Below are 24,842 nucleotides of genomic sequence, written 5' to 3'. Positions count from 1 at the left end.
GGCGAAGAAGGCCTACCCGAGTCGAAGAGCCTGGTGTTCTATTTCGGTGACGGCATCAAGGGCGACCAGGTCAAAGCGGGCACCTTCGACATCTCCGAGGATCTGTTCAAGGGCGGGGCAGTGCTGGGCTACGGCACCCCGGCCGGAGGGCCGATTCCGCACAGCTACGCCAACGGGCACAAAAACTACCTCGGTGATCCGAACACCGGCGCGATCATCCGCTCCGGACTCGAGGAGGTCTGGCTGCAGGAAATCGCGAAGAGCTTCGGCGTCAGATACTTTCACCGTGAGGCCGGTCAGGACATCGTGCCGGTGCTGCCACCGGTCGCCTCGGGCGGACTGGTCGACGGCGGCGAGATCAGCGGTGACCAGGATCCGCTCGTCGGACGCACCGAGTGGTACTGGGTGTTCGCGTTGATCAGCGCCGCCCTGTTGTCCATCGAGGCGGTGTTGATGGTTCGCGAGGTGCGGCGCAACCGCTTGTCGCGGCGCGACCTCACCGCCGAGGACGTGGTGGCCCAATGATGTTGCGTCAGAAGCCGAACCAGATACTGGGCCAGATCATTCCGTTCCTGCGTCACTTCCTGCAGCTCGCCCGCCGTCGCACGGTGGCGTGGTTCAACCCGTCGCAGCGGCGGCTTCGACTGCGCCGCAGGCTGTTCCTCTACACCGTGCCCGTCGCCGCACTACTGGCGGTCGTCGTCGCCGGGCTGATCTCGGTGGTGGTGGTCGGGAACTCCGCCGTCGACTCGTTCAACCGGCACGACATCGAGGCGCTGCGGATCGATGTCGACAAACTGAAGAAGTTCGGGGTGATCGAAGCCGGCAGCATCGCGTTCGCCGAAGGCGATCTGCTGGTGCTGGAAGGCAAACTCGACGACGCGGAGAAGCGGTTCAGCGAGGCACTGGAGAGCTTCGACGGCGCCGACTCCTGCCCGGTGCGGATCAATCTCGAACTGGTCCGGGAAACGCTGGCCGACCTGGCCGTGCGGTCCGGCCGCCCCAAAGATGCCGACCGGCTCTACAACGACGCGCTGGCCGTGGTCAAGGACGCTCCCGACGGGTGCTTCCTGTACAACACCGATCCCAATGACGAGCGACGGGCAGTGCGTGCCGATGCCAAGCCGCGGCTGGAACGCAAACTGGCCGCCATGCACGCCCCGCCTCCACCTCCGCCGACCGGACCCGCCGTCGTGACGCCCGAACCGCCGCCACCGCCGCCGGCTCTGCCGCCCCCGCCGGGGCAGGGCATCGGCCAGGGGGACGGTCCGGGCGAAGGCCCGGGTCAGGCCCCCGGGCAAGGCCAAGCTCCACCTCCGCCACCGCAGGGACCTGGCGCCGCGCCTGCCCTGCCGCCGATCGGGCAGGGCGGGGCACCGCAACTGCCGCCACTGGCACCTGACGGGCAGTCTGGAACCGAGACACCGCCGTTGCCGTCGCTGCCCGGCGAGAACCTGCCTGCAGCGCCGCCGCCACCGCCGGCTCCGCCAGGTGCACAACCGGGCCCCGGCGATGGTCCACTGCAAGTGGCCGATCCGCGCGCGCCGAATCCCGCGCAGATCCTCGGTCCGGTGGGGCCCGACGGATTGCCGTTGGGGGACAAGAACACCAGCGCTCCGGACCTGCGTCTGGAGGAGCGCGAAGGCCATGGCTCAGGTCCCGCGGACAAGCTGCAATCCATCCTGGAGGATGCCAGTGCCTATGGCGGAGAACGGGAATGACGGTCGGCGGCTAGGGGAACACCTGACGCGGCGGCGGGGGTTTCTTCACGACGGCCGGCAGGATGAACGTCTCGATGTAGCTGCGCGCCACGGCGGGTCGGCCATGCCGGGCACCGCTTTCACCAGGAACCCCAGCGCCGTCGCAATGATGAACTGCGCCAGGTCATGTGCGTGCAGGCCGGGCCGGAACTGACCGGCATCGTCGGCGATCATGGCCTCGATGGTGGTCTGCACCAACTCGGTCAGGTCCGAATCACCGGCGATCAACGATGCGATCGTGCCTTCGGAGGTTTGGTCGGCGATCGTGTTGAGCAGCGGGTCGGCCACCAGCTCGGTCGCGACGATGACCAGACTCTCGACGAGCAGATCGACGGGACCGGCGCCCTCGGGTATCCGGGTGAGGATCGACGCCATGTGCCGCTGGGTGGTGCGCTGCACCATGGCCGCGATCAGCTCGTTGCGGTTGGCGAACTGCCGGTAGATCGCGGTGCGTGAATAGCCGGCCTCGTGGGCGATGACCTCCATGGTCGAGGCGCGGTACCCGCGGGTGACGAAAAGGTGCTCGGCGGCATCCATCAACACCTCGCGGGACTGCTCGGCGGTGTTGCCGCCACCAACCGGACGTCCCCGGGTCGGCGTTCTGGTGCTGACAATCGACTGTCCTGATTCGCTGCGTAATGGGGTTTCAGTATGACGGACGCGTGGCGATGCACCGGGGACTGTGAGCACTTAAAGAAACATTTAAACGGATTTGTGCATTTTCCTGCGAACGGGCGGTGAGGCCGGTTAGCGTGCCTGAGTGACCAAACGGGGGCGGGCAATTCATGTGTTCACGGCAATGGGGTGGGGCGTTGTGGTTCTCGCCCTGTGGATGGGGTTGATCGCGGGCGCGGTGTCGACGGCTCATGCCGACCCCGGCCGCGAGAAGTCAACCACGCAGTCCACCAACGACTCTGACAAGCCGACGAAGCACCGGGACAAGCCGACCCGCTTCGGCCCGCGCAAGCAAGAGCCGCGGCGGGCCGACGATGCGCCGGTGGGTCAGCGCCCGCGGCTGTCCGTGCCGAAGTCTCTGCCGAAGCCCTCCGAGGTCCGCGACGCGGTCGACGACCTCCGGACCCAGGTACGCACCGCACTGACCGAGGTTGCCGACCGGGTGCCGAACATCCGCTCGGCGCAACCACTTACACGACCCAAGGCCACGACGAAACGTGACACCCCCGAGCCGCCTGCGGTCGCCGACGCCACCATGGCCGAGACGGCGGCACCCGACATCGCCGAGGCGATCGACGCCGTCACCCACCGCGTCGATCAGAAGGCGCCGCCGGCGCAGGTGAACGCCGTCGTCGACCGCATCGCCACCGACGGACGCGCCCTGCTCACCGGCCTCACCGATCGGGCGGCGAAAACCGTTGTCGATCAACCGGTGACGCGGCCGATCGCCCAACTGGCCGCCGCCACCGTCGGCACCCCGGTCACCGCGCCGCGGACCGCGCCGTTGGTGAACATCGTCGGCTCGCTGGTGTTCAATGTGGTCGGCGCTGCGTTGCAGGTGTTCTCCGGGCCACCGGTGCTCCCGCCGGGCAGCAACGTCACCGTCCGCACCTCGACGCTGGACATGCCGGGGACCAACCAGACCGTGCGCGCGGACTGGTACTTCCCGGAGGACCCGGACTCGGCCACCGGCGTCATCTATCTGCAGCACGGGTTCATGGCGACGGGGCCGATGTACAGCTACACCGCGGCGTACCTGGCCGAGGAGACCAACAGCATCGTCGTGGTACCGACGTTGTCGTCAAACCTCTTCGACACCAACGGAGAATGGATCGGCGGGGAACCGATGCAGCAGTCCGTCGCGGACCTGTTCGCCGACGACCGGCCCGAACTGACCGCGAGCGCCAGCGCGGCGGCGGGCCACCCCGTCACACTGCCGTCCAAGTTCGTGCTGGTCGGGCATTCCCTGGGCGGAATGCTGGTCACCGGCGCCGCCGGCCGCATGGTCGACAACGGCGCGGTCGACGACCTGGCCGGGGTGGTGCTGCTCGACGCGGTGGACACCCACAATGACATGCCCGACGCGCTGAACCAGCTGACCGGTGCCAATTACCGTCCGGTGCTGCTCATTTCGTCCGAGCCCTATGTGTGGAACCGCAACGGGACGGTGGGCCAGGAACTGCAGGCCGCGCGGCCCGGCGAGTTCAACGGCGTGATGCTGGTCGGCGGACGTCACATCGACGGACTGCAGGGGGCCAACCCCATCCTGCAGTTCGCCGAGTACCTCATCGCCGGCTTCTCGCAACCGCAGAACGTCGATGCGGTCAAGACGATCTCGGCCGGCTGGATCAACGACATGTACAACGGCACCGAAACCGGCGTGTACGGCGCGCCGCAGGAGAGCATCGAGATTCCCACCGCGTCTGGTACCGCTACCGCGGTGGTGCTGCCGTTCGCCTCGACAGATCCGGTGCAGGCCACACCGTGGGACGGATTGGTGGAGCCGATTCTCGATGCCCTGTTCCAGTACGCGGTGTACGAGCCGCTGGCCGGGCAATCGGTGGCGCTGACCGTCTGACGGCCGAAATCGGTGCCTGTCGAGCCCTCGTGGCGCCCATATCCTGGTAAGGACGCCGAATCGGGGGATTGCCGTGGAGCAGACACCGCCAGAGGAATACCCGCACGAGTGGGTGGACCGGTACGGACCCCAGGCGTTCGCACCTCAGGCTTATGTGCAGCCGCCGCTCAACCAGCACGACCAAGTCGTGCTGGGCATCCGCTGGGTCGCAGGCGTCATCGGCGGCTGCGCGGCGGCGTTCTGGGCGCTGATCGTCTACGCGATGCTGGGTTCGGCGTTCGACACGAACCCGGCCACGGATCCGCACGGCTACGGGATCGTCTTCGGCGTGCTCATCTCGGTGCCGGTCAGCCTGTTCTGGGCCCTGGTGTTGCCGTTCGCCGCACCCAGACGCTGGTGGGGGCGCGCCTTCGCGATTTCGTTGCTGAGCTTTCTGGCGCTCAACGCGCTGGTGTTCTGGGCGCTGAGCGTCTCGGGTGCCGGATAGCGCCGCGTCCGTGTTCGCTGACATCCGCTGAACAAGGCATATACCAAGCTCAGCTATACATTTTGCCGCGAAATCGTTAACCGAATTGGTGCGTGATCCGTATGTGATTCAGCCCACCGAGGGGGTACATTGTGATCGCTGTCATAGGAAAGGGCGTGCAATGGTCGGTGCATTTGTGGGCGTACTTCTGCTGGTGCTGGGCATCGGCGCGGTCGCCGGCGTCGTCACGGCTGTCGCGATGGGCTTGCCCACCCTGGCAATCGTGATCGGCCTCATCTCCGGCGCGTTTTTCGCCGGACGCGCCGTTTAGAGCTTCAGCCGCTTTCGCAGGCCGGTCGCTCGGACTGCCTGCCGGGAGATCGCCGCGCGAATCTCCGCTTCGGATCCCACGACGCGTACCCGCGTCTTGGCCCGGGTGACCGCGGTGTAGAACAGCTCCCTCGTCAACAGGCGGGAGTCCTCCGGCGGTAGCAGCACGGTCACCTCGTCGGCCTGGCTGCCCTGGGACTTGTGGATCGTCATGGCGTGCATGGTCTCGACCTCGGTGAGCCGACCGGTCGCGAACGACGCGGACCCACCCGCGGTCCCACCCACGATGGCCCGCAAGCCGTCCGGGGTGGCGACGGTGACGCCGGTATCGCCGTTGTACAGCTTGAGCCCATAGTCGTTGGCGGTCACCAGGATCGGCCGCCCCACGTACCACGACGCCCACATGGGCTCACCGGTCGCCTCGGCCAGCCACCGCTGCACCTGGCGGTTCCATTGCGCGACACCGAACGGACCGCGCCGGTGCGCGCACAACAGCCGATGCTCGTCGAGAATGGCCAGGGCCGCGCGCGCATCCCCGAGGATCGCCGCCTGCCGCAACGCAAGGGCATGCGGCACAAGCACTTCCCGCAAGCGCTCGGCCGGGTCCGAGGACACCCACTCGACGTGCTCGCCCCCGGCCGCCAGCACCTCCACCGCGCCGGACGCGTCCCCGGCCCGGATTGCTGACGCCAGCGCGCCGATCGATTCACCGAACCGGTGCGAGGTTTGCAGGGCCGCCACCCCACGCGAGCCCAGCCCCTCGACCAGATCGGCCAACACCGCGCCGGCTTCCACCGACGCCAGCTGATCGGGATCGCCGACCAGCAGCAGCCGGGTTTGCGGACGCACCGCCTCCAGCAGTCGCGCCATCATGGTCAGCGACACCATCGAGGTCTCGTCGACGACGATCACGTCGTGCGGCAACCGATTCGCCCGATGGTGACGGAACCGCGACGACGTGTCCGGGCGGGGCCCCAGCAGCCGGTGCAGCGTGGTGGCCTGCAGGCCCGAGATCCGTTCCCGGTCCACGGCGTCGAGCCGGTTCACCTCAAGCTGCACGGCCTCCTGAAGCCGGGCCGCGGCCTTACCTGTCGGCGCGGCCAGCGCGATCCGCAGCGACGGGAGGCCGGCCAGCGCGGCCTGCTCGGCCAGCAGCGCCAACAGCCGCGCCACCGTGGTGGTCTTGCCGGTGCCGGGCCCACCGGTCAGCACCGTCAGCCCCTGTGACAACGCCACTTTCGCCGCGGCCCGCTGCTCCTCGAACCCCGGTGGGAACAACCGCGCCACATCGGGTGCCGATCCGGCCGGCTGCGCACCCACCAACGTCAGCACGTCGTCGCAGACCTGCTGCTCCTCCAACCAGTAGCGGTCGAGGTACAGCAGGTCCCCGAACAACCGCAGCACCGGCGGAGCGCCCAGTAGCGGGCTGGCCGCCACGGCCGCCAACCACTCGTCGGGCTGCGGCCAGGGCAGGTCCGGCAATTGGGTCTGTTCGGCGACCGCCCGCAGGTCGACACAGACCGAGCCGCCGCGAAGGGCCCGCACCGCCAGCGCCAGGGCCAGGACGACCGACGGCGTGCTTTCCTCGGCGAGGGTGCTCAACCGTTGGGCCACGTGCACATCGGCGGGCTCGAGAATCTCGGCGAAAGCGTCCAGCATCACCCGGCTCCCTGATCGAGTAGCTCCGATATCGCGATCACCAGCGGCGCGGGCGGTTCCCAGCTGAACACCCCGGCCGGGTGTCCGTCGACGACGGGCGTCTGCGCCCCGCACATCCCGCGCACGAACAGGTACATCACCCCGCCAAGATGGGTGGCCGGGTCGTAGCCGGGCAGCCGCCAACTCAGGAACCGGTGCAGCACAACGCTGTACAGCAGCGCCTGCAGCGGATAGTCCGAGTGCAGCATCGCCTCGACCATCCGGTCCCGCCCGTAGTCGGCCGCGGTGAGCGGCTCGTCACCGGTGCCCAGCCAGTTGGTCTTGTAGTCGACGATGACGAAGCGATGCTCGATCCGCAGCACCACGTCCACCGAACCGGACAGATAGCCGCGCAGCGGCTGACGGCCCAACAGCCCGGTCGTCAGTCGCTCGGCATAGACGGCCATCGGATCGCCGGCGGGCAGGTGCTGATCGAGCAGTGCGCCGACATCGGCCAACCGGGCGAAGTCGCCGCCGCGCAGATCGCCCCCGGCCATGGGGAATTCGAAATCCAGCTCGCACAGCCGGTCGGCCATCCCGATCTGCCGCAGCGTCACGCCGGGCGCCAACGGCCCCAACGGGGTGTCGTGCATGGGCAGCAGGGCCGCAGCCAGTTCATCGGCCTCGACCTCGACGGGCCAGCGGGCGGCGTGCTTACGCACCTCGGTCAGCAGTTCGGCAGACAGATCCGCGGCCAGCGGGTCGGCGGTCTCCAGCACCGCGTGCACGAGTGAGCCGAACGCCGCCCCGGTGGGCAGCGACGCCATCGGGGAGGGCAGGTCGGCGCCCTGGGCGGGAGCGACGACGGCGATGTCGGTCGACTCGTCGTCGAGTTCGGCGACCTCGGGCTCGCTGGACACCCCGGTATCGCCGTCGTCCTCGGCCGCGCGTAGCAGCCCCGAGTACGACGTGCGCCGCCATGCGGTGTCGATCGAGCGGTGAAAGTGCCGCGCCGCCAGGTCATCTGGAACCGGGCGCGTGGGGACCGGCGGGGCCGGGACGATCACCGACTGCTCCAGCACCGGACCGCCCTCGGCCTCCCACGCCCGCAACCGGGCCAACGCGTCCTCATCGGTGACCTTGGCAGGCACGCACCGGTCGGGCACCGCGGCCTCGCCGGGAGCGCGCCCGCGCAGCAGCCGTGACAGGCCGCCGTTCGGCTCGTCGTTCGACGGCGCCCACCACGCGACCACCTGGGACTGGGCCCGCGTCATCGCCACGTAGGTCAGCCGGCTGTCGTCGGCGGCTGCCTCGGTCCGCCCGGCCCGGGTCACCGCTGGATCCGGGCCGCCGACCTGCAGGCAGCGCACGCCGTCGTCGTGGAACAACACCAGATCGGGTTCCGGCACATACCGATTGAACGCGAACGGCAGGTACACGATCGGGAACTGCAGGCCCTTGCTGACCCACACCGTCATGATCTGCACCGCAGCGGCGTCGCTGTCCAGACGGCGGTTGCGCTCGGAGGTGCCGCCGCCCTCGGAGCGCTGCGTGCGCAGCCAGTCCGCAGCGCGGCCAGCCCGAAACCTTCCCGGTGCGCGGTGTCACCGAGCAGCTGAGTCAGGTGGGCCACGTCGGTCATCAGCCGCTCACCGCCCTGCCAGGACAGCACCCGCTTGCCCATGCCTGCCAGTTGCGCGGCCTCGAAGATCGCCGCGACGCCGCGCTCACGGGCCTGGCCGGCCCAGGTGCGCAGGGTGTCGGCGACCCGGTCGGTCAGTGCATCCCCGCCCGCGGCAAGGGTTTCGGCGGTCTCGCCGAAGAACATCGTGGCCGCCGCGGCCCGCACCAGGCCGGGGCGGTGCGGCTGGTCGAACGCTTCCAGCAGATACAGCCAGTCCTCGGCGGCCTCGGAATTGAACACATCGGAATCCCCGGTGTAGACCGCGGGGATGCCGGCCTCGAGCAGCGCGGTGTGGCAGGCCCGGGCGTCCTTGTGGGTCTCGACGATCACCGCGACGTCGCGCGCTTGCAGCGGGCTGCCGTCGAAGGTCGCACCGCTGGTCAGCAACGCCCCGATGTCGGCGGCCAGATCCTGCCGATGTGGTCACGAAGGTCGGCGATCGGAATCACCTTGGTGCCGGTGCGGTTTCGCGTCACCATCCGCAGCCGGAACGGATCGTTGTGCGGCGCCCCGGCCAGCCGATGCCCCTGGTGATTGGCCTGCACGTCGTGCACCACGATGTCCGGTCCGCCCAGCTCGGCGCCGCGCAGCACCGCCTGCAAGCTGTCCACCAGCACGCTGTCGCTGCGCCAGTTGGTGCCGAGCGTCTGCTTGTCCCCGGCGGTCGCCGCGGCCCGCAGATAGGTGTCGATGTCCCCGCCGCGGAACGCGTAGATCGCCTGCTTGGGATCGCCGATCAGGATCAGCGTCGACCGCCCGGAGAACGCCCGCTCGATCACCTGCCACTGCACCGGATCGGTGTCCTGGAACTCGTCGACCATCACGATCGGCCAGCGTTGCGCCATCCGGACCTGGGCCGCCGACTCTTCCGTCGCCAGCGCCCCGGCCAGCCGGGTCAGCAGATCGTCGTACCCCAGCACGCCGCGGCGCCGCTTGCGAATCTCCAGCTCCGCCAGCACCGCCCGGGCGAAACCGAGACGTATCCCGGCCGGGGACTCGGGCTCGGGATCCCGTGGCCGCAGCTCGGTGGCCGGGTTGGCCACCACGACCCGGGCCAGCCGCAGCGCCTCGGCATACCCCAGCTCGGGGACATCCCGCTGAGCCCCGAAATGCGCGAGATACAGATCGTCGACGATCTCGCACACCAGCTCGTCAAGACTTTCGACCAGAGTCACACCCGAATCGCTGTCGCCGGCCACGCCAAGGGACTTCAGGACGATCTGGCAGAACTGGTGCGTGGTGGCGATGGTCGCGGCGTCGAAACCGGCCAGCGCATCACGCAGCCGCTGCCCGCGGGCCTGCTGGTCCTCGGCGATCAGGTACTGCAGCAGGTCGTTGTCGGCGCGGGACGGATCCTCCAGGGCCGCCAGGGCCCCGACGATCTGGGCCCGCACCCGCTCCCGCAGCTCCTGGCTCGCGGCCCGGCCGAACGTGATCAGCAGCATCTGATCCAGCGTCGCCGCGCCCTCTGCCACGAACCGCGTCACCAACCCGGCCAGCGCGAAGGTCTTGCCGGTACCCGCGCTGGCCTCCAGCACCGTGGTGCTGTTGGTCTGCGGCAACGGCCCGAGCAGATCGAATACCTTCACCGGGGCGACCTTTCGGCCTGCAGCAGCGGAAGCCACAGCCGCTCCGAATACTCACCCAACCCGGCCAGCCGGCTCAACGGCGCGCCGCGACCCCACGCCCGCACATGTGCCGGCGCCTCATCCTCGCCGGGGAATCTACCGCTGCGCCAGCGGAATCCGGCTTCACGCTCCGGGTCGTCGCCGGCGTGCCGCGCGGCTGCCCACGCGTAGGAGGTCTTGATGGGCAGCGGCAACGGCTCCCGGCGGCCCGCGTCGTAGATGGCGACCAGATCGGCCAGCAGCGCGACCGGATCATCCGGACGGCCCAGTCCCTCGACCCGCGGGGTGTCGCCGCGCCGGGGACGCCCGATGCACACCGCCGACCAGTCCTGGTCCGGAAGTCCTGCGGCCAACGCCAGCAACGGAATCCAGGACTGCAGCAGGTGCTTGCCGTCGAGCTTGGAATACGTCACCGACACCAGCCGGTCGCCGAACACCGGGGAGACCGTGCCGGTCAGCCGTCGCCCGGTGCCGAGATCGATGTCGATGTCGTAGGCCTGCGGGTCGGTGCCGCGGTGGCGCAGTGCCTCGGCGGCCAGCAGCGCGCAGTGATCACGCAGCGCGATCGCGCGGCGCCAACCCAACTGGCCGGGCGGAAGCGTTCCGCGACGCCACTCGGCCTGCTGGGCATCGGCCGGAGTCATGCCGCGCAGGATGTCGCTCAGCATGCGATCGCCGACGGTCCATTCCTCCAGCGCGTCGATCTCCACCGGCATCTCGTCCGACACCCCGTCGACATCCCACGGCAGCGTGTACTCCAACGAACGGAAGAAGCCTTTCACCGGATCCTTGAAGAACGTGGTGAGATCCTCCAGCGCGACATCCCCGGTCGGCAGCGCAGGCAGTTGGTGGGCGAAGAACGGCGGCCGCTCGGCCCGCTGCCCGGCGCTGGCCTGCGCCGCGGTGAGCGCGGTGGGGTCGAACGTGAACGGGCCATCGGGCAGCAGCGCACCGGGGGTGACGTTGCGAATGTCGAACGGCTGCAACGGGTGCGTGGTCACCACGTCCACCGGTTGTTCGGCGGTGATCTTGAGCGTGTCGAGCAGCTCGGCCAGGGGCACCGCAGGCGGGCGGGCCTGCCCGGAGTATTCGTTGGCGCCGGTATAGGTGACGACGAGGGTCTGGGTGGCGGCACCGATCGCGTCGAGCAGCAATTGGCGGTCCTCGGAGCGGATGTCGCGTTCGCCGGTGTGCGGGTCGCGGGCCAGCGCGTCGTCGCCGTCGATCGCGCCCAACCGTGGGAACACGCCGTCGTCCAGGCCGACCAGGCAGACCACCCGGTGCGGCACCGAGCGCATCGGCACCATCGTGCACACCGTCAGGGTCCCGGTGCGGAAGTTGGCCCGGGTCGGCCGGCCGGACAGGTGCCGGTCCAGCAGTGCGCGAATGTCGCTGAGCCGCATGGGTGTTTCGGGTGCCCCGGCAGCCTCGGCGATCTCGGCGAATTCGCGCTGCACCTGGGCCGCGGGCCACTCCTCGTCGGAGGCGGCCAGCGCCTCGATGCCGGTGCCCAATGACGACAACCAGTCGGCGAGCGGACGGACGCCGCTGAGCGACCGGACCGTGTGGCCGAGTTTCTCCACGAAGTCGGCGAATCGGCCGGCCAGCTCGACCCGGTTGCTGCTGACGTCGTCGAGCGGCAGTGTGGTGCCCAGCCAGGCATGCGAATCGTCGGACATCGCCACCCCGGCCAGCACTCGGTCGATGCCGAAACGCCAGGTGTTGTGCAGGAATTCGACCCCGTAGGGGCTGCGGTGTTCCTGATCGAAACCCCACCGGATGTTGGCCTCGCGCACCCAGGCGGTGATGGCGTCCAGATCGTCGTCGGTGAATCCGAACCGGGCCCGCACCGGATCCGACTCGGCCAGGTTGAGCACCTCACTGGCGGTGGCTCGCCCGCCGGCCAGGGCCAGCACCGACGCCGCCACCGACAGCAGCGGATTCGTCTGCACCAGTGCGCGATCGGCCAGCCGCACCCGCAGCTTGTGCGCCGGATGTGCACCGCGCACCACATCGCCCAACCCGAACCCGGCCGTGATCAGCGGTGCATAGGTCTCGATGTCGGGGCACATCACCAGGATGTCGCGTGGCTCCAGCGTCGGATCGTCGGCGAGCAGACCCAGCAGCACCTCGCGCAGCACCTCGATCTGCCGGGCCGGGCCGTGACAGCTGTGCACCTGCACCGAGCGATCCTCGGGGCGGGGCACCCGCCCGGCGGGACGCACCGCATTGGCCGCGATGTCGGATTGCAGCCAGCCCAGCACGGTGTCGGGATGGCCTGCGCCACTGAGGTATTCGTCGGTATCCGGGATAGGCAGGCTGCGCTGCAGCTCCCGCAGGTCCCGGCCGAGCGTGGCCAGCAGCGGGTGGCTTACGTCGCGGTGGCTGCTGTCCTCGCGGCGGGGGAGCGGGCCGGCGCCCCCGGCCAGCGACTGCCACAGGTCGTCGCTGGGGTGCGGCAGCCACAGATGCAGATCGTGATGGGTGGCCAGGGCGGTGAGCAGTTCGATCTCGGTGACCGGCAGCCGGGTGTGCCCGAACAACGACAGCCGTTCCGGCAGATCGCTCGGTGAGTCAGTGAGCCGGGCAAGGGTTTTCGCGTGCCGGAGGTGCGGCGGATCGGCGTCGATCCGCTCGGTCAGCGCCTGCCACAGCGGGGCCTGCCAGGACAGGTCGTCGGGTAAACCGGCCCAGTCGACCAGCAGTTGCGGGCGCTGCCGGGCATAGGAGGCGAACAACCCGGCCAGCCGGCGGGCCACCGCATAGCGCCGGCCCTGCCGCAGCTCGTACTCGTCACCGGTCTCGAAGTGCCCGAGGTGGCCGGCCACCGGCTGACACCACGGCTGATCCAGGTTCTCGTCGATGACCGCCAGCAGGGGCCAGGACATGGCGTCGGCCGACCACGGATCCTCGTCGGAAGTCCCGGTCAGCTCGGCGATCAGTGACCGCGGATTGCGGAACTCGACCGCCGCACACACGCCGAGCCGGTTGCTCAGCCGCTGACTCAGCCAGCGCTCCACGCCCTTGGCAGGCACCAGCACCAGCTCCTGGGCGAACGGATCAGCCGGGGGTTGCGACAGCAGGCCTGCCAACCCGTCGGCGAGCAGATCGGTGCGCTCGGCCCGGTGCAGGTGAAACGCCATCGACACACACGATATGAGACAAGGCGCCAACGAGCGAAGAATCGAGGGGCGTCCTCCGGATTTGGGATCGGGTCCGACGTCTACAGCCCCCGAGCGGAAACGTCAGGCCAACTCCTGGTCTGCGGCGGTTTCGAATCGATCGACGTACTGGGGGCATGACGTGCCCATCGCCACACCGACCGCGAAACCGGCTGTGTCCAAGTTGAAGCCACTGCGCGCGGCCACTTCGGCCATGATCGCGTCGATCGGTTCGACGGCGGGCGCGGTCTGAGCGAACCGATAGTCGAGGATGCTGCAGATCTCCCGTTGATGGTCCATCGCGTACGTGTAGGCGAGTGATTCGTCGACGTTGGGCAGGTCGGGCAACTGGATCGGGTCGGCGGCGGCGATGCCGGGGTGGGTCAGACTCAAGAAGGCCATGACTACGGCCACGTTGAGGAGCCTTACTGCGATCTTGCGGTCAGCGCCAATGCGCCCGGAGAAGTTGCTGGACCGCCGGCTCTGTTGCGGCCCGGCCAGTGTCCCACGGTTGATGCTTTCCATTATCGCCCCCGTCTAGCGAATGTTCTGTTCGCGCCATGTGCACGATGGAGCAAACCGTAAGCAACAGTGAAACGCCTGTCAACACGGCAGCCACATGCATCGATATCTGTTCGCGCCAATTTCTGGAGCAACGAGAGCAAAATGTTCGAACCGGTGTGCCGAACGCCGACGATCGTTCGCTGGAATCGCTGCGAGTGATTTGCTAGCTTGCTGCGTTGCCAGAGTTAGGGAGCCGGTGCCGACAGCGCGGCCGGCCGGGCCGCCAACGCGACCGCCAGCGTCACCGCACCGGCGATCATGAACGCCACCCGCACGTTGAACACGTCGGCCGCACCGCCCAGCAGTGCCGCCGCGAACGGACGGGACCCGAGGAAGCCGACGAGCCACAGCGCCATGATCCGGCCCCGCAACGCTTCCGGCGCCCGCTCCTGCACGACGGTGCTCAGACCGGTCATCGCCCAACCGAACCCCAGCCCCGCAATCGCGAAACCGGCCAGGGCCACAGCCGTCACGGTGCCCAGCGCGAGCAGGCCGCTCCCGGCCACCAGCAGCCAGAGCCCGACCGCCGAGACCCGGGCAGCGGGCAGCCGGCCGCGGATCCCGGCCAGCACCACCATGCCGACGGCCGCCCCGAGGCCGAACGCCGCCGACAACGCGCCCACCAGATGGGCGCCGCCGCCGAGCTCGTCGGCCATCGACGGGGTGAGCGTGATCGACGGATCGGAGGCGAACCCCACCGTTGTGACCGCGAGCAGCGCCAGCAGCAGCGGACGGTCACGCCAGACGTAGGCCAGTGCCGCGCGCACCCGGTAATCACCGTCGGGACTGCGCTCGGGCCGGGCCGGGAAAGTGACCAGCAGCAGGAAGATCGCGAACACCAGGTGCAGGCCCGCGCTGATCGCGAAGCCCGGCGCCGCACCGAGCCGGGCGGCCAGGAACGCGCCGATCGCCGGGCCGAGGATGCGGCCGATGGTCATGGGAATGCTGTTGAGCGCCATGGCCGTCGGCAGTTCGCCGTCGCGGATCAGGCTCGGCACGATCGACTGCATGGCCGGGCCGCCGATGACGAATCCGAAGCCGACGAGGGTGGAGCCGACGAGCACCGGTACCGCTGCCGCGGTGCCCTGCAAGTCGGGGGACAGGGCCAGCCACAGTGCGGTCGAGCCGGAACCGATGATGCACAGCACCCGGCCCCACAGGATCTGGCGGCCGGGGTTGCCGACGTCGGCCCACTTGCCGCTGGTCGGGCTCAGGATGAGCTGGGGCAGGAACTGGGCGACGCCGACCATGCCCACCATCACCGCCGAGCCGGTGGCGTCGAAGATGACGATGGCCGCCACGATGCCGTGCGTCCACACCGCGACGACGGAGAACATCTTGCCCCAGAACAGGGCTCCGAAAACCGGGTCGAACATCAGCGGCAGGGCGCCGCGCGGGTGCGGTCGGGCCGTGGTCTGGGCTGTCACGAGCTGATCCCTCGCTCGAAATCGGCGACGAGTTGCTCCAACAGGTCCACGAGTTTGTCGACGTCGGACTCGGGCCAGTCGGCCACGGTCTCGGCGACCATCTCCTGTCGCCGTTCGGTGACGTCGGCCAGGGCCTGGCGCCCCGCCTCGGTCAGGGCGAGCACGCACCGGCGCTGATCCTCGGTGTCCTGGGCTTTGGTCAGCAGGCCGGCCGCGACGACATTGGCGACCGTGCGGCTGGCGGTGGAGTGTTCGACGGCCATGTACTCGGCCACATCGCCGACCGACGCACTCTGCCCGGCCTTCTCCCGCTGCTCGACGGCTCGCAGCACCCGCAGTGTCGACAGCGACGGAACGCTGCCCGACGCGTCGATCAGCCGGCGCCGCCATCCCGGGCGTTGCCGGACGGTGTGGATGCGCACCAGGAGCTCATCGAGTTGGTTGTAGCGAGGCACTATATGTGCATAGCACATAGATATATTGCGCCGCGAATGTCGGTGCGCGGTCCGCGTTCGTAACGCCAGGGCGGAAAAACGATCGAAAAATCGCCGTGGCGTTACGAACGTGAGCGGATGGCCCCGCAGTCGGGGCTGACGTGACGGAGGTGGCGTGCGGGCAGTCCGAAAAGCGGACCTAGCCCGCGAATTCCTTTGCCAGCCCGTCGATTCCGGCCTGAATCGCGGTCAGGGCGTCGGCGCGGGCCTTGAGCTTGCTGGCCACATGCGCGCCGGTGTTCAAGGTCGCCGCGGCCTCGGCGGCCACCTCCTGGGCACGGGACAGCACCGCGTCGGGTTCGACGACCTCGTCGACCCAGCCGCCCGCGATCGCCGCGTCGCCGGTGAACACCGCGGCCATGGAGATCGCGCGCTGGAAGGCAGCCCGGGTCAAGCGCATCCGCATGATCTCGATGGCCGCGATCGGCAGCGTCATCCCGATCTTCACCTCGTTGGCCTGGCACCGGGCTGTCGACGAGCCGACGCGGTGATCGCCGGACAACAACAGGAACGAGCCCATCGCGATGGCGTGCCCGGTCGCGGCCATGATCACCGGCACCGGGAAGCTCAGAGTCCGCTTCGCCAGTTCGAAGCCGCCCGCCAGCATGCCCAGCGTCGCCGCCACGTCGCCCGCCGAGAACACACTCAGGTCGAACCCGCCGCTGAACACCTTCGAACTGCCTGCCAGCACCACGGCTTTCACCTCGCCGGCAGCCGCGCCGGCAGCCGCCTGATCCAGCGCCGCGTTGATCTCGGCCTGCATCGCAGGCGACAGTGCGTTGACTTTGCCGTCGTCCATCGTGATCGTGGCTACGGCGTCGTTGAGCTCGTAGCTCACCAGGCTGCTCATCGCACGATGGTAGCGAGTGGCCTCAGGCCCGATGACGCCTGCCGGAGGTGGTCGCCGGCTTGATCAGATCCGTCTCGGGATCGTCATCGTCGTAATCGTCGTCGTCATCGTCGTGACTGGCCTCGTACCGGTCGCGCCAACGGGACCGCACCTCGGCGCCCAGGGCGTTGATGCGGTTGATCTCGTTGCGCAGCGTCTGCTCGTCGGTCTCCTTGGCCGCGTACTGGAAATAGGTCAGCACCCCGCGCAACAACTCCAGCTTCTGCTTCTCCCGGCGTGCCTGGTCATGCGTGGTGAGCAGCTCCATGCGGTCGACCGGCGGCAGCGTTGCCCAATCCAGCACCGCGGTGTTGCGCAGCTTGCGGCCACTGGGCTTGCCTGCGGAACCCGGCTCGTCGTAGTAGGTGATCGCGCCGTCGAAGCGCGACGCGATGGCCTCGCCCAGCTGCTTGCGGTCCAGCGCCGAATCCCACACGATGCGCCACTCCTGCGACGGCGCCAGATACGGGATCTCCGCGGGCAGGTTCAGCGGCACGATGTCGACGAAGTTGTCGTCATACGAACTTTCGTACTTGCCGACCGTGGGCGGGTTCGCGAACTCGAACCGCAACCCGTAGGCGGGCCGTTGCCCGTAATTGCGGACCACGAGTTCGACCAGATGCCAATCGGCACTGCTGGGTTCCATGAACATCGACACATTGGGCTGGGTCAGCTCGGCCTGCCGGTCCCTGGCCTTCAGGTACTGCCGCCAGGCATAGATCAATGCGATGACGACGACGACGATCGCCACCCATGCCGCGAGCGCAGTCCATGCACCCGGTTCGAAACTAGCCAACTCACGCCCCCGCTCCGTGACCGAATCGATGATCCCCACCAAGTGGGTATATCACGGACTTTCCGAGCGGGCAGCGGTCCGGCTCAGCAAACTTTGACCAAAACCGGTCAAGTCATGACGCGACGGCGGTGAGGATGTCGCGCTGCACGGTCTCGGTGACAGGAGTGTGGACCAGGCGCTCACCGCGAGCCAGCCATTCGGCATCGGCCCATTCGATACGCGCGGGCAGCCGCCGCCAATAGTGCGGGTGCGAACGCAGATACACCTCCACGCTCGCGTGCACCTTGGCATCCAGCGGCGCCCGGCACCGGCCAATCGTCGGCGCCGTCCCGGCCAGCGCATCGAGATCGGTGGGGCAGGCGCTGTTGTCGATCACCTGGAGCCCCGCGGCGATGGCCCCGTCCAGCATCCAGTCGAGAGCGATATCCGACAACGGCCAGCACGCGCCGGTGCCGCCGGTGACGTCGCTGCGGCTGCCCCGGAACCAGACTTCGTCGAGGTGCTCGCAGTACCGCATGGTCCGGCGCCCGCCGTCCACGGCCACCGCGTGCCGGCCCGTTTCGACGGTCGGCAGCGGACCCATCCGCTGCTTCGTGCCCGGAGTGGCCGTTGCATTCCACAACCCGACGAACCGCACCGGTACGGCAGGATCGTGGTCGCCGACGAGTTGCGCCGCCAACACCCTGATGTGGCGCCAATCCTGAGGCGTGCGGGGAGTGCGGGGCAGTACATAGGTGGCCAGCGCGTAGTCCAGCACGTCTGCGGAATGGGCCGGCAACAGGCCGACCGTGCCGAGCAGGGTCGCCAGCTCACCGGCGCGGTGCCCGCCCTCGCCGCCGCCGAACAGGAAGATCCGGTCGCCGGGATCCCACGCATCTCCGAGGAATCGGTAGGCCTCGACGATGGCGGCCCGGGCTTCGCTGGCGGCGTCGCCGCGGCGGCCCGGAGTGATTCGTCTGCCGTGTCGATTGGCCGTGCCGCTGTGATACCAGTTCAGCTGATCGGTGCCGTCCAGCAACCGAAAGAGCATCTCGGTATTCGATGCGTCACGGAGTCCGGGATGTTCATCTGTGTGGTCGAAGCACAGCACGATGTTCTTCACGGCGACCCCCGGCGGGACTGTCAACTACTTCTCGACAACTGCTGACAAGTACTTTGCCGGGTCTATGGCCTGATGTCCTGAGTATTGCACTACTCGAATCGCGCAAAACGGCGCATTGTTCCTAATGCAACCGTTTGGGCAACGAAATCCGTGGCAGATGGCGGATCGTAAGGCGGAATTGCCCCGTTGCGGCGCCGTAAATTCAGTGGATTCCGCACTCGGCCCGACTGAACCGATTCATCAGCCGCCCATCAACATGCGCCATTGGTCGAGGTTTGACGCGCGATACACGTAGTTGCTGCGTTTGACTTCGTCGAGCGGGGCGCTCGGTTCCTCCGAGTACCAGTGCCCGGGGAAGACGGTCGGGTCTCCGGGCAGCTTGGCCAACGCCTGCAGGCTGCGGAACATGTCGTCGACATTGCCGCCGGGGAAGTCGGTGCGCCCGCATCCGTCGAGGGACAACGTGTCCCCGGCGACCAGGCGGCCGTCCAGCAGGAAGCACTGGCTACCCGGGGTGTGGCCGGGCGTGTGCAGTAGCTCGATCTGCACCTCGCCGACCGAAACCTTGTCGCCGTGGACGTGACCGGTCAGCTCGCTCGGCGCGATCCCGGTGACCTTCGAGACCCAATCGGCCTCGTGGGTGTTGACGTGGACCGGCACGCTCTGGCGTTCCAGCAGCTCGGCGAGGCCCTTGAGGGAGAAGCCCGCCATCGTGCCGCCGACGTGGTCGGGGTGGTGATGTGTGACCAGCACGCCGGACAGGCGCATGCCGTCGTTCTCGATCACGTCGACGAGGTCGTTGGCCGCGTACGCCGGGTCGACCACGACGGCGTCGCCCGTTTCGCGGTCGCCGATCAGGTAGGAGAAGTTGCGCATCTGCTGGGCGATCGGGTCGCCGGCCGCGTAGTCGCGACCCGACAGCAACTGCCGGAAGTACAAGCGGTCTTGGGCCTTGGGCTCGGACATGAGTCAAGCCTATTGGTGCTGCGGATCACCTGCGTCGCGTATCCCCGCAGGTCTAAAAACCGCACGTCATCACGTGTTTGAACCCACATGCAATAAAACTGGTATCAGAAATACGGAATTACTAGCGTCATCGGTATGCACCTCACCCGGTTCACCGACCTAGGACTGCGCACGCTGATGCTGCTGTCCTCGGGTGAGTCCGAGAACCGACGCATCACCACCCGCACCATCGCCGCGGGGGCCAACGCGTCCGAGCACCACGTCGCCAAGGCCGTCTCCAAGCTCTCCGAGCTCGGCATGGTGCACGCCCGGCGGGGCCGGGTCGGGGGACTGGTGCTCACCGACGCGGGGCGCAACGCCTCGATCGGCTGGCTGGTGCGCGAACTCGAAGGTGACCGCGAGGTCATCGAATGCGGCGGGGAATCCCCGTGTCCGCTCATCGCGGCCTGCCGACTCCGACGCGTGCTGGCCGACGCCAAAGAGGCGTTCTACCGCGAACTCGACCGCTACACCGTCACGGACCTCACGGCAGACAGCCGCCTGCCGATCGTTTTACAACTCACAACCGAAGGGAATCTCCGATGACCGTCACCAGCCCCGAGCCGTCCGCGGTACGCGACGAACTGGAGCCGCACCACGCCGAAATCGTCTCGGCGACACTGCCTCTCATCGGCGCGCACATCGACGAGATCACCTCGGAGTTCTACCGGCGACTGTTTGCCAACCACCCCGAGTTGCTGCGCAACCTGTTCAACCGGGGCAACCAGGCCCAGGGTGCCCAGCAGCGCGCGCTGGCGGCCTCGATCGCCACATTCGCCACCCATCTGGTGAATCCCGAGCTGCCGCACCCGTCGGCCCTGCTGGCCCGCATCGGTCACAAGCACGCCTCGCTCGGCATCACCGCCGACCAGTACCCGATCGTGCACGACAACCTGTTCGCGGCGATCGTGGACGTGCTCGGTGCCGAGACGGTCACCGCTGAGGTGGCCGCGGCCTGGGACCGGGTCTACTGGATCATGGCCGACACGCTGATCGCGCTGGAGCGGGATCTGTACGCCGGGGCCGGCGTCGAACCCGGTGACGTCTTCCGGCGGCTGCGCGTCATCTCCCGCGTCGACGATCCGTCCGGAGCAGTGCTGGTCACCGTCCGCGCCGAGGCGCCCGTCAACTTCGCTCCCGGACAATATGTCTCGGTCGGCGTCACGCTGCCCGACGGCGCTCGACAGCTACGTCAGTACAGCCTGGTCGGTGTGCCCGGATCGACCGATCTGACCTTTGCGGTCAAGCCGGTCGACGCCGTCGCGGACCAGCCCGCGGGGGAGGTGTCGTCCTGGATCCGGGCCAACCTGTGCGTGGGCGACCTGCTCGACGTCACGGTGCCGTTCGGCGATCTGTACAACGGCGGCCGGCCCGACGGTCCGCTGGTGCTGGTGTCGGCCGGAATCGGGATCACCCCGATGGTCGGCATCCTGGAATTCCTGGCTGCCGAGGCGCCCGACGCCCACGTGCGTGTCCTGCACGCCGACCGCAGCGACAACGGACACCCGCTGCGGGAGCGTCAGCACGAACTGATCGACGCGCTGCCCAACGCGAGCCTCGAGCTCTGGTATGAGGACGGCGTCACCGGCGGTGCCCCCGGAGTCCACGCCGGCCTGCTCAAGCTCGACGGCATCGAACTGCCCGCCGACGCCGCGTACTACCTGTGCGGCGGGGCCGGATTCGTCGAGGCGGTCCGCACCCAATTGAGCGACCGTGGAGTCGCCCACGAGCGGGTGCACTGCGAGCTGTTCGCGCCCAACGACTGGCTCCTGGACTAGCCGAACAGGGAAAACACCTCCTCGGCGGCCGCGTTGACCTGCGGTTTGGTGCGGCTGCCGGGGAGGTTGTACCCTCTTTAAGGCCCCGCAGCCGCAACGCTGCGGGACAAGCCCCCTTAGCTCAGTCGGCAGAGCGTTTCCATGGTAAGGAAAAGGTCAACGGTTCGATTCCGTTAGGGGGCTCGGTGGACGCCAGGCGAGCGAAGCGACGCGGGAGTATCCGACGTGGAGCCCCACCTGGGACCCTCCGGGGCGGTGTAGCTCAGCTGGTTAGAGCGCACGACTCATAATCGTGAGGTCGGGAGATCGAGCCTCCCCACCGCTACAGAAACATTAAAAGCAGAGCGTGATTTTGAGCAGGGAGAACTGACGTGGCGTCGAGTACCGACGTACGGCCGAAGATCACTTTGGCGTGCGAGGTGTGCAAGCACCGCAACTACATCACCAAGAAGAACCGCCGCAACGATCCCGACCGGCTCGAGATCAAGAAGTTCTGCCCCAACTGCGGCACCCACCAGCCGCACAAAGAGTCGCGGTAGCCAAACGCTCGTGGCTCTATCGACCAGCATCGTCGGGATGCACTACCGGCATCCTGAGCACTACGAAGTCGGGCGTGAGAAGATCCGCGAGCACGCGATCGCGGTCAAGAACAGCGATGCGTACTACTTCGACGAGGCTGCCGCAGCTGAGCTAGGGCACGACTCACTGCTCGCGCCGCTGACGTTCATCTGCATTTTCGGGTACCAGGCGCAGTGGGCCTTCTTCGAGTGGGCCGAGATCGGCATCCAGGACGCCCAGATCGTTCAGGTCGACCAGGAGCTGAAGTTCTTCAAGCCGGTCAAGGCCGGTGACAAGCTCTACTGCGACGTGTACGTGCATTCCGTGCGCAAGGCGCACGGCACCGACATCATCGTGACCAAGAACATCATCACCAACGACAACGGTGAGGTGGTCCAGGAGGCCTACACGACCCTGGCGGGACGTGCGGGTGACGGAGAAGAGGGTTTTAACTGATGGCGCTGCGCGAGTTCAGTTCAGTCAAGGTCGGTGACACGCTTCCGGAGCGCGTGATCCCGCTGACCCGTGGAGATCTGGTCAACTACGCCGGCGTGTCCGGTGACCTCAACCCGATCCACTGGGACGACGAGATCGCCAAGCAGGTCGGCCTCGACACCGCGATCGCCCACGGCATGCTGACCATGGGAGTCGGCGGCGGCTACGTCACCGAGTGGGTCGGCGACCCGGCCGCCGTGACCGAGTACAACGTGCGGTTCACCGCTGTCGTGCCCGTCCCCAATGACGGTGTCGGCGCCGAGATCGTGTTCAACGGGCGCGTGAAGTCCGTCGATCCCGAAGAGAAACTGGTCACCATCGCCATCTCGGCGACCGCAGGCGGAAAGAAGATCTTCGGGCGGGCTATCGCGACCGCGAAACTGGCGTAAGGAGTTCTGGGCCATGGCACTCAAGGCTGACATCCGCGGAATGGTCTGGAAGTATCCGCACCCCTTCCTGATCGGCCGCGAGCAGATCCGCCAGTACGCCAAGGCCGTCAAGGCCATGGACCCGGCCAGCCACGACGAGGCGGCCGCCGCCGAACTCGGCCACGACGCCCTGGTCGCTCCGCTCACCTTCGCCTCCACGCTGGCCCTGCTGGTGCAGGAACATTTCTTCCAGAACGTCGACGTCGGCATGGAGACCAAGCAGATCGTCCAGGTCGACCAGAAATTCGTCTACCGCAAGCCGCTCAAGGCCGGCGACCAACTGCACGCGGTCATGACGATCACCTCGGTCGAGGAGCGCTTCGGCGCCGACATCGTCGTCACGCACAACGTGTGTACCGACGACAACGGCGAAGTGGTGCTGGACGCCTTCACCACGATGATGGGTCACGACGCAGACGATTCGATCCAGGTGAAGTGGGATCCGGAGACCGGCAAGGTCGTTCGCAAGGCCGCCGGGGAGTAGCGGTCGATTAGTAGATGACACCCACGCCGGGGTACACTCGGCACTCGGGGTTTTTCCCATTTCAGCGCGCTGTCCGTCGGCTTGACAATCGAGCGATCGGAGAGCGCGCGAATTGTGTAAGCCTCGGCGCAGTACGGTGACAACAGCGCCAGCAAGTCACCAACAGAGGGGCGTAGCTCAACTGGCAGAGCAGCGGTCTCCAAAACCGCAGGTTGCAGGTTCAAGTCCTGTCGCCCCTGCTCAAACTGAATACTCGACAACGTGTGGACACTGGAAGGTGAACACACAAACCAGGACGAAAGGCATGCGGTGAGCGACGAGCGCGAAGGTGCCGGCTCCGCAGACGACACTGGAACCGACGCTGGCACCGACACCGGGGCAACGGACACCACTCACGGCCAGACCGCTGTGGTGACCCGACCGCTGCGCCCGACCGGCAAGCGGACCCGTCGTGGCGTGGCTGCTGAGGCCGACAGTGACGAGGCCGCCGAGGACGACGCGTCGAGCGACGATGCCAAGGCCGACTCCGGCAAGTCGAAGAAGGCCAAGAAGAACGCGAAGGCCAACAAGACCGGACCTTCGCGGAACCCGATCATGTTCGTCGTCAACTACCTGAGGCAGGTCGTTGCCGAGCTGCGCAAGGTGATCTGGCCGAACCGCAAGCAGATGGTCAGTTACACCACGGTGGTGCTGGTCTTCCTGGTGTTCATGGTTGCGCTGATCTCCGGCGCCGACCTTGGACTGGCGCGGCTGGTGTCGCTGGTGTTCGGCACCTGATCTGGAATTTGAGAGAGGACTGACAACGTGACCACGTTCGACGGCGACGAGACGCTCGCCGACGAGACCGTTAACGTCGACGGCGTCGAGTCGCAGACCGAGGAATCGGCCGAGGGCCAGGAGGTCGTCGAGGCGACCGACACGGTCGACGAGACCGAGTCGGCTCCCGAGGAGGCTGCGGCCGAAGAGGCACCTGCCGCCGACGAAGACGAGGACCCGGCAGTCGCGCTCAAGAAAGAGCTGCGCCTCAAGCCCGGCGACTGGTATGTCATCCACTCCTACGCCGGCTACGAGAACAAGGTGAAAGCCAATCTCGAGACCCGCGTGCAGAACCTGGACGTCGGCGACTACATCTTCCAGGTCGAGGTGCCCACCGAAGAGGTCACCGAGATCAAGAACGGCCAGCGCAAGCAGGTCAACCGCAAGGTGCTGCCGGGCTACATCCTGGTCCGCATGGAACTCAACGACGAGTCGTGGGGCGCGGTGCGCAACACCCCGGGTGTCACCGGTTTCGTCGGCGCCACCTCGCGTCCGTCGCCGCTGTCGCTGAACGACGTGGTGAAGTTCCTGCTGCCGCAGGGCGCGGCCAAGAAGCCCGCCAAGGCCACCGCCGCCGCGGCGACCGGTGCCAGCACCGAGGCCACCCTGGAACGGCCCGAGATCCTGGTCGATTTCGAGGTCGGCGAGTCCGTCACCGTCATGGACGGCCCGTTCGCGACGCTGCCCGCCTCCATCAGCGAGGTCAATGCCGAGCAGCAGAAGCTCAAGGTGCTGGTCTCGATCTTCGGTCGCGAGACACCAGTCGAATTGACCTTCAACCAGGTCTCCAAGATTTAGTCGCCACA

23 protein-coding genes, 3 tRNA genes and 1 pseudogene are annotated in these 24,842 nt (G+C 67.8%); 16 read left to right on the top strand and 11 right to left on the bottom strand.

The genetic code is table 11. The features are described from left to right. The first annotated feature begins 33 nt into the window (after positions 1–33). Positions 34–525, top strand: coding sequence for a hypothetical protein (locus tag G6N57_RS32160; RefSeq protein WP_235680579.1), 492 nt, complete (start codon positions 34–36; stop codon positions 523–525). Then, complete coding sequence (locus tag G6N57_RS31410; protein ID WP_097926233.1) at positions 522–1,721, top strand: tetratricopeptide repeat protein; 1,200 nt, start codon at positions 522–524, stop codon at positions 1,719–1,721. Before G6N57_RS32160 ends, G6N57_RS31410 begins: the two co-directional genes overlap by 4 nt. Positions 1,722–1,766: 45 nt before the next feature. Here the strand turns inward: G6N57_RS31410 and G6N57_RS31405 are convergent, their stop codons facing one another. After that, the gene (locus G6N57_RS31405) at positions 1,767–2,297 is read right to left on the bottom strand and encodes a TetR/AcrR family transcriptional regulator (RefSeq protein ID WP_235680578.1); all 531 of its coding nucleotides are present in this window, start codon (positions 2,295–2,297) and stop codon (positions 1,767–1,769) included. Positions 2,298–2,520: 223 nt separating this feature from the next. Here G6N57_RS31405 and G6N57_RS31400 point away from each other — a divergent pair, with 223 nt between their 5' ends. The 3 genes from G6N57_RS31400 to G6N57_RS31750 all read left to right on the top strand — a co-directional run bounded on the left by G6N57_RS31400 (position 2,521) and on the right by G6N57_RS31750 (position 5,090). Next, positions 2,521–4,293 (top strand): alpha/beta fold hydrolase, encoded by a 1,773-nt coding sequence (locus G6N57_RS31400; protein ID WP_133118350.1) that lies wholly within the window; start codon positions 2,521–2,523, stop codon positions 4,291–4,293. Positions 4,294–4,366: 73 nt separating this feature from the next. Further along, positions 4,367–4,780, top strand: a complete 414-nt coding sequence (locus G6N57_RS31395) for a hypothetical protein (RefSeq protein ID WP_077742306.1) — start codon at positions 4,367–4,369, stop codon at positions 4,778–4,780. 160 nt (positions 4,781–4,940) lie between these two features. Next, positions 4,941–5,090, top strand: coding sequence for a hypothetical protein (locus tag G6N57_RS31750; protein WP_097926232.1), 150 nt, complete (start codon positions 4,941–4,943; stop codon positions 5,088–5,090). Here the strand turns inward: G6N57_RS31750 and recD are convergent. The 10 genes and pseudogenes from recD to G6N57_RS31345 form a co-directional block, all read right to left on the bottom strand. Next, complete coding sequence (gene recD, locus G6N57_RS31390; protein ID WP_097926231.1) at positions 5,087–6,748, bottom strand: exodeoxyribonuclease V subunit alpha; 1,662 nt, start codon at positions 6,746–6,748, stop codon at positions 5,087–5,089. The genes G6N57_RS31750 and recD overlap by 4 nt on opposite strands. Continuing rightward, positions 6,748–10,000, bottom strand: a pseudogene (gene recB, locus G6N57_RS31385) (exodeoxyribonuclease V subunit beta). Before recB ends, recD begins: the two are co-directional and overlap by 1 nt. Beyond that, positions 9,997–13,182 (bottom strand): exodeoxyribonuclease V subunit gamma, encoded by a 3,186-nt coding sequence (recC, locus tag G6N57_RS31380; protein ID WP_077742303.1) that lies wholly within the window; start codon positions 13,180–13,182, stop codon positions 9,997–9,999. Before recC ends, recB begins: the two are co-directional and overlap by 4 nt. A 102-nt stretch (positions 13,183–13,284) precedes the next feature. Further along, complete coding sequence (locus tag G6N57_RS31375) at positions 13,285–13,725, bottom strand: hypothetical protein (protein ID WP_133118349.1); 441 nt, start codon at positions 13,723–13,725, stop codon at positions 13,285–13,287. Positions 13,726–13,949: 224 nt separating this feature from the next. Beyond that, the gene (locus tag G6N57_RS31370) at positions 13,950–15,191 is read right to left on the bottom strand and encodes an MFS transporter (protein WP_077742301.1); all 1,242 of its coding nucleotides are present in this window, start codon (positions 15,189–15,191) and stop codon (positions 13,950–13,952) included. Then, positions 15,188–15,664, bottom strand: a complete 477-nt coding sequence (locus tag G6N57_RS31365) for a MarR family winged helix-turn-helix transcriptional regulator (RefSeq protein WP_165777786.1) — start codon at positions 15,662–15,664, stop codon at positions 15,188–15,190. The genes G6N57_RS31370 and G6N57_RS31365 overlap by 4 nt, the downstream gene beginning before the upstream one ends. Positions 15,665–15,824: 160 nt before the next feature. Beyond that, the gene (locus G6N57_RS31360) at positions 15,825–16,535 is read right to left on the bottom strand and encodes a crotonase/enoyl-CoA hydratase family protein (protein WP_077742296.1); all 711 of its coding nucleotides are present in this window, start codon (positions 16,533–16,535) and stop codon (positions 15,825–15,827) included. 22 nt (positions 16,536–16,557) lie between these two features. Continuing rightward, positions 16,558–17,409: a DUF8453 domain-containing protein gene (locus tag G6N57_RS31355; RefSeq protein WP_077742295.1), complete on the bottom strand. Its 852-nt coding sequence runs from the start codon at positions 17,407–17,409 to the stop codon at positions 16,558–16,560. A 73-nt stretch (positions 17,410–17,482) separates the two neighbouring features. Further along, positions 17,483–18,472, bottom strand: coding sequence for a phospholipase effector Tle1 domain-containing protein (locus G6N57_RS31350; protein WP_077742293.1), 990 nt, complete (start codon positions 18,470–18,472; stop codon positions 17,483–17,485). A 240-nt stretch (positions 18,473–18,712) separates the two neighbouring features. Then, entirely contained in the window at positions 18,713–19,438 is a 726-nt protein-coding gene (locus G6N57_RS31345) for an MBL fold metallo-hydrolase (RefSeq protein WP_077742291.1), read from the bottom strand. A 135-nt stretch (positions 19,439–19,573) separates the two neighbouring features. Here G6N57_RS31345 and G6N57_RS31340 point away from each other — a divergent pair, with 135 nt between their 5' ends. From G6N57_RS31340 to nusG, 11 genes are all read left to right on the top strand, one after another. Continuing rightward, positions 19,574–20,023, top strand: a complete 450-nt coding sequence (locus G6N57_RS31340; RefSeq protein WP_075921686.1) for an RrF2 family transcriptional regulator — start codon at positions 19,574–19,576, stop codon at positions 20,021–20,023. Then, a complete protein-coding gene (locus G6N57_RS31335; RefSeq protein ID WP_077742289.1) occupies positions 20,020–21,255 on the top strand; it encodes a globin domain-containing protein in 1,236 nt (411 codons plus the stop codon). The genes G6N57_RS31340 and G6N57_RS31335 overlap by 4 nt, the downstream gene beginning before the upstream one ends. Before the next feature lie 110 nt (positions 21,256–21,365). Continuing rightward, positions 21,366–21,438 (top strand) — tRNA-Thr (locus G6N57_RS31330). Positions 21,439–21,506: 68 nt separating this feature from the next. Continuing rightward, positions 21,507–21,580, top strand: a tRNA-Met gene (locus G6N57_RS31325). 46 nt (positions 21,581–21,626) lie between these two features. Further along, the gene (rpmG, locus tag G6N57_RS31320; protein ID WP_003881823.1) at positions 21,627–21,794 is read left to right on the top strand and encodes a 50S ribosomal protein L33; all 168 of its coding nucleotides are present in this window, start codon (positions 21,627–21,629) and stop codon (positions 21,792–21,794) included. A gap of 10 nt (positions 21,795–21,804) precedes the next feature. Next, a complete protein-coding gene (gene hadA / locus G6N57_RS31315; protein ID WP_077742288.1) occupies positions 21,805–22,269 on the top strand; it encodes a (3R)-hydroxyacyl-ACP dehydratase subunit HadA in 465 nt (154 codons plus the stop codon). After that, a complete protein-coding gene (hadB, locus tag G6N57_RS31310; protein ID WP_036441468.1) occupies positions 22,269–22,697 on the top strand; it encodes a (3R)-hydroxyacyl-ACP dehydratase subunit HadB in 429 nt (142 codons plus the stop codon). Before hadA ends, hadB begins: the two co-directional genes overlap by 1 nt. Positions 22,698–22,710: 13 nt before the next feature. Next, positions 22,711–23,220: a (3R)-hydroxyacyl-ACP dehydratase subunit HadC gene (gene hadC, locus G6N57_RS31305; RefSeq protein WP_077742286.1), complete on the top strand. Its 510-nt coding sequence runs from the start codon at positions 22,711–22,713 to the stop codon at positions 23,218–23,220. A gap of 166 nt (positions 23,221–23,386) precedes the next feature. Beyond that, positions 23,387–23,459 (top strand) — tRNA-Trp (locus G6N57_RS31300). 70 nt (positions 23,460–23,529) lie between these two features. Further along, complete coding sequence (gene secE, locus G6N57_RS31295) at positions 23,530–23,997, top strand: preprotein translocase subunit SecE (protein WP_077742645.1); 468 nt, start codon at positions 23,530–23,532, stop codon at positions 23,995–23,997. Positions 23,998–24,024: 27 nt separating this feature from the next. Further along, the gene (nusG, locus tag G6N57_RS31290; RefSeq protein ID WP_077742284.1) at positions 24,025–24,834 is read left to right on the top strand and encodes a transcription termination/antitermination protein NusG; all 810 of its coding nucleotides are present in this window, start codon (positions 24,025–24,027) and stop codon (positions 24,832–24,834) included. Positions 24,835–24,842: the final 8 nt, after the last annotated feature.

The organism is Mycolicibacterium boenickei (assembly GCF_010731295.1).
In the GTDB taxonomy this organism is placed as follows: domain Bacteria; phylum Actinomycetota; class Actinomycetes; order Mycobacteriales; family Mycobacteriaceae; genus Mycobacterium; species Mycobacterium boenickei.
This window is presented reverse-complemented; position numbering and strand designations above follow the sequence as displayed.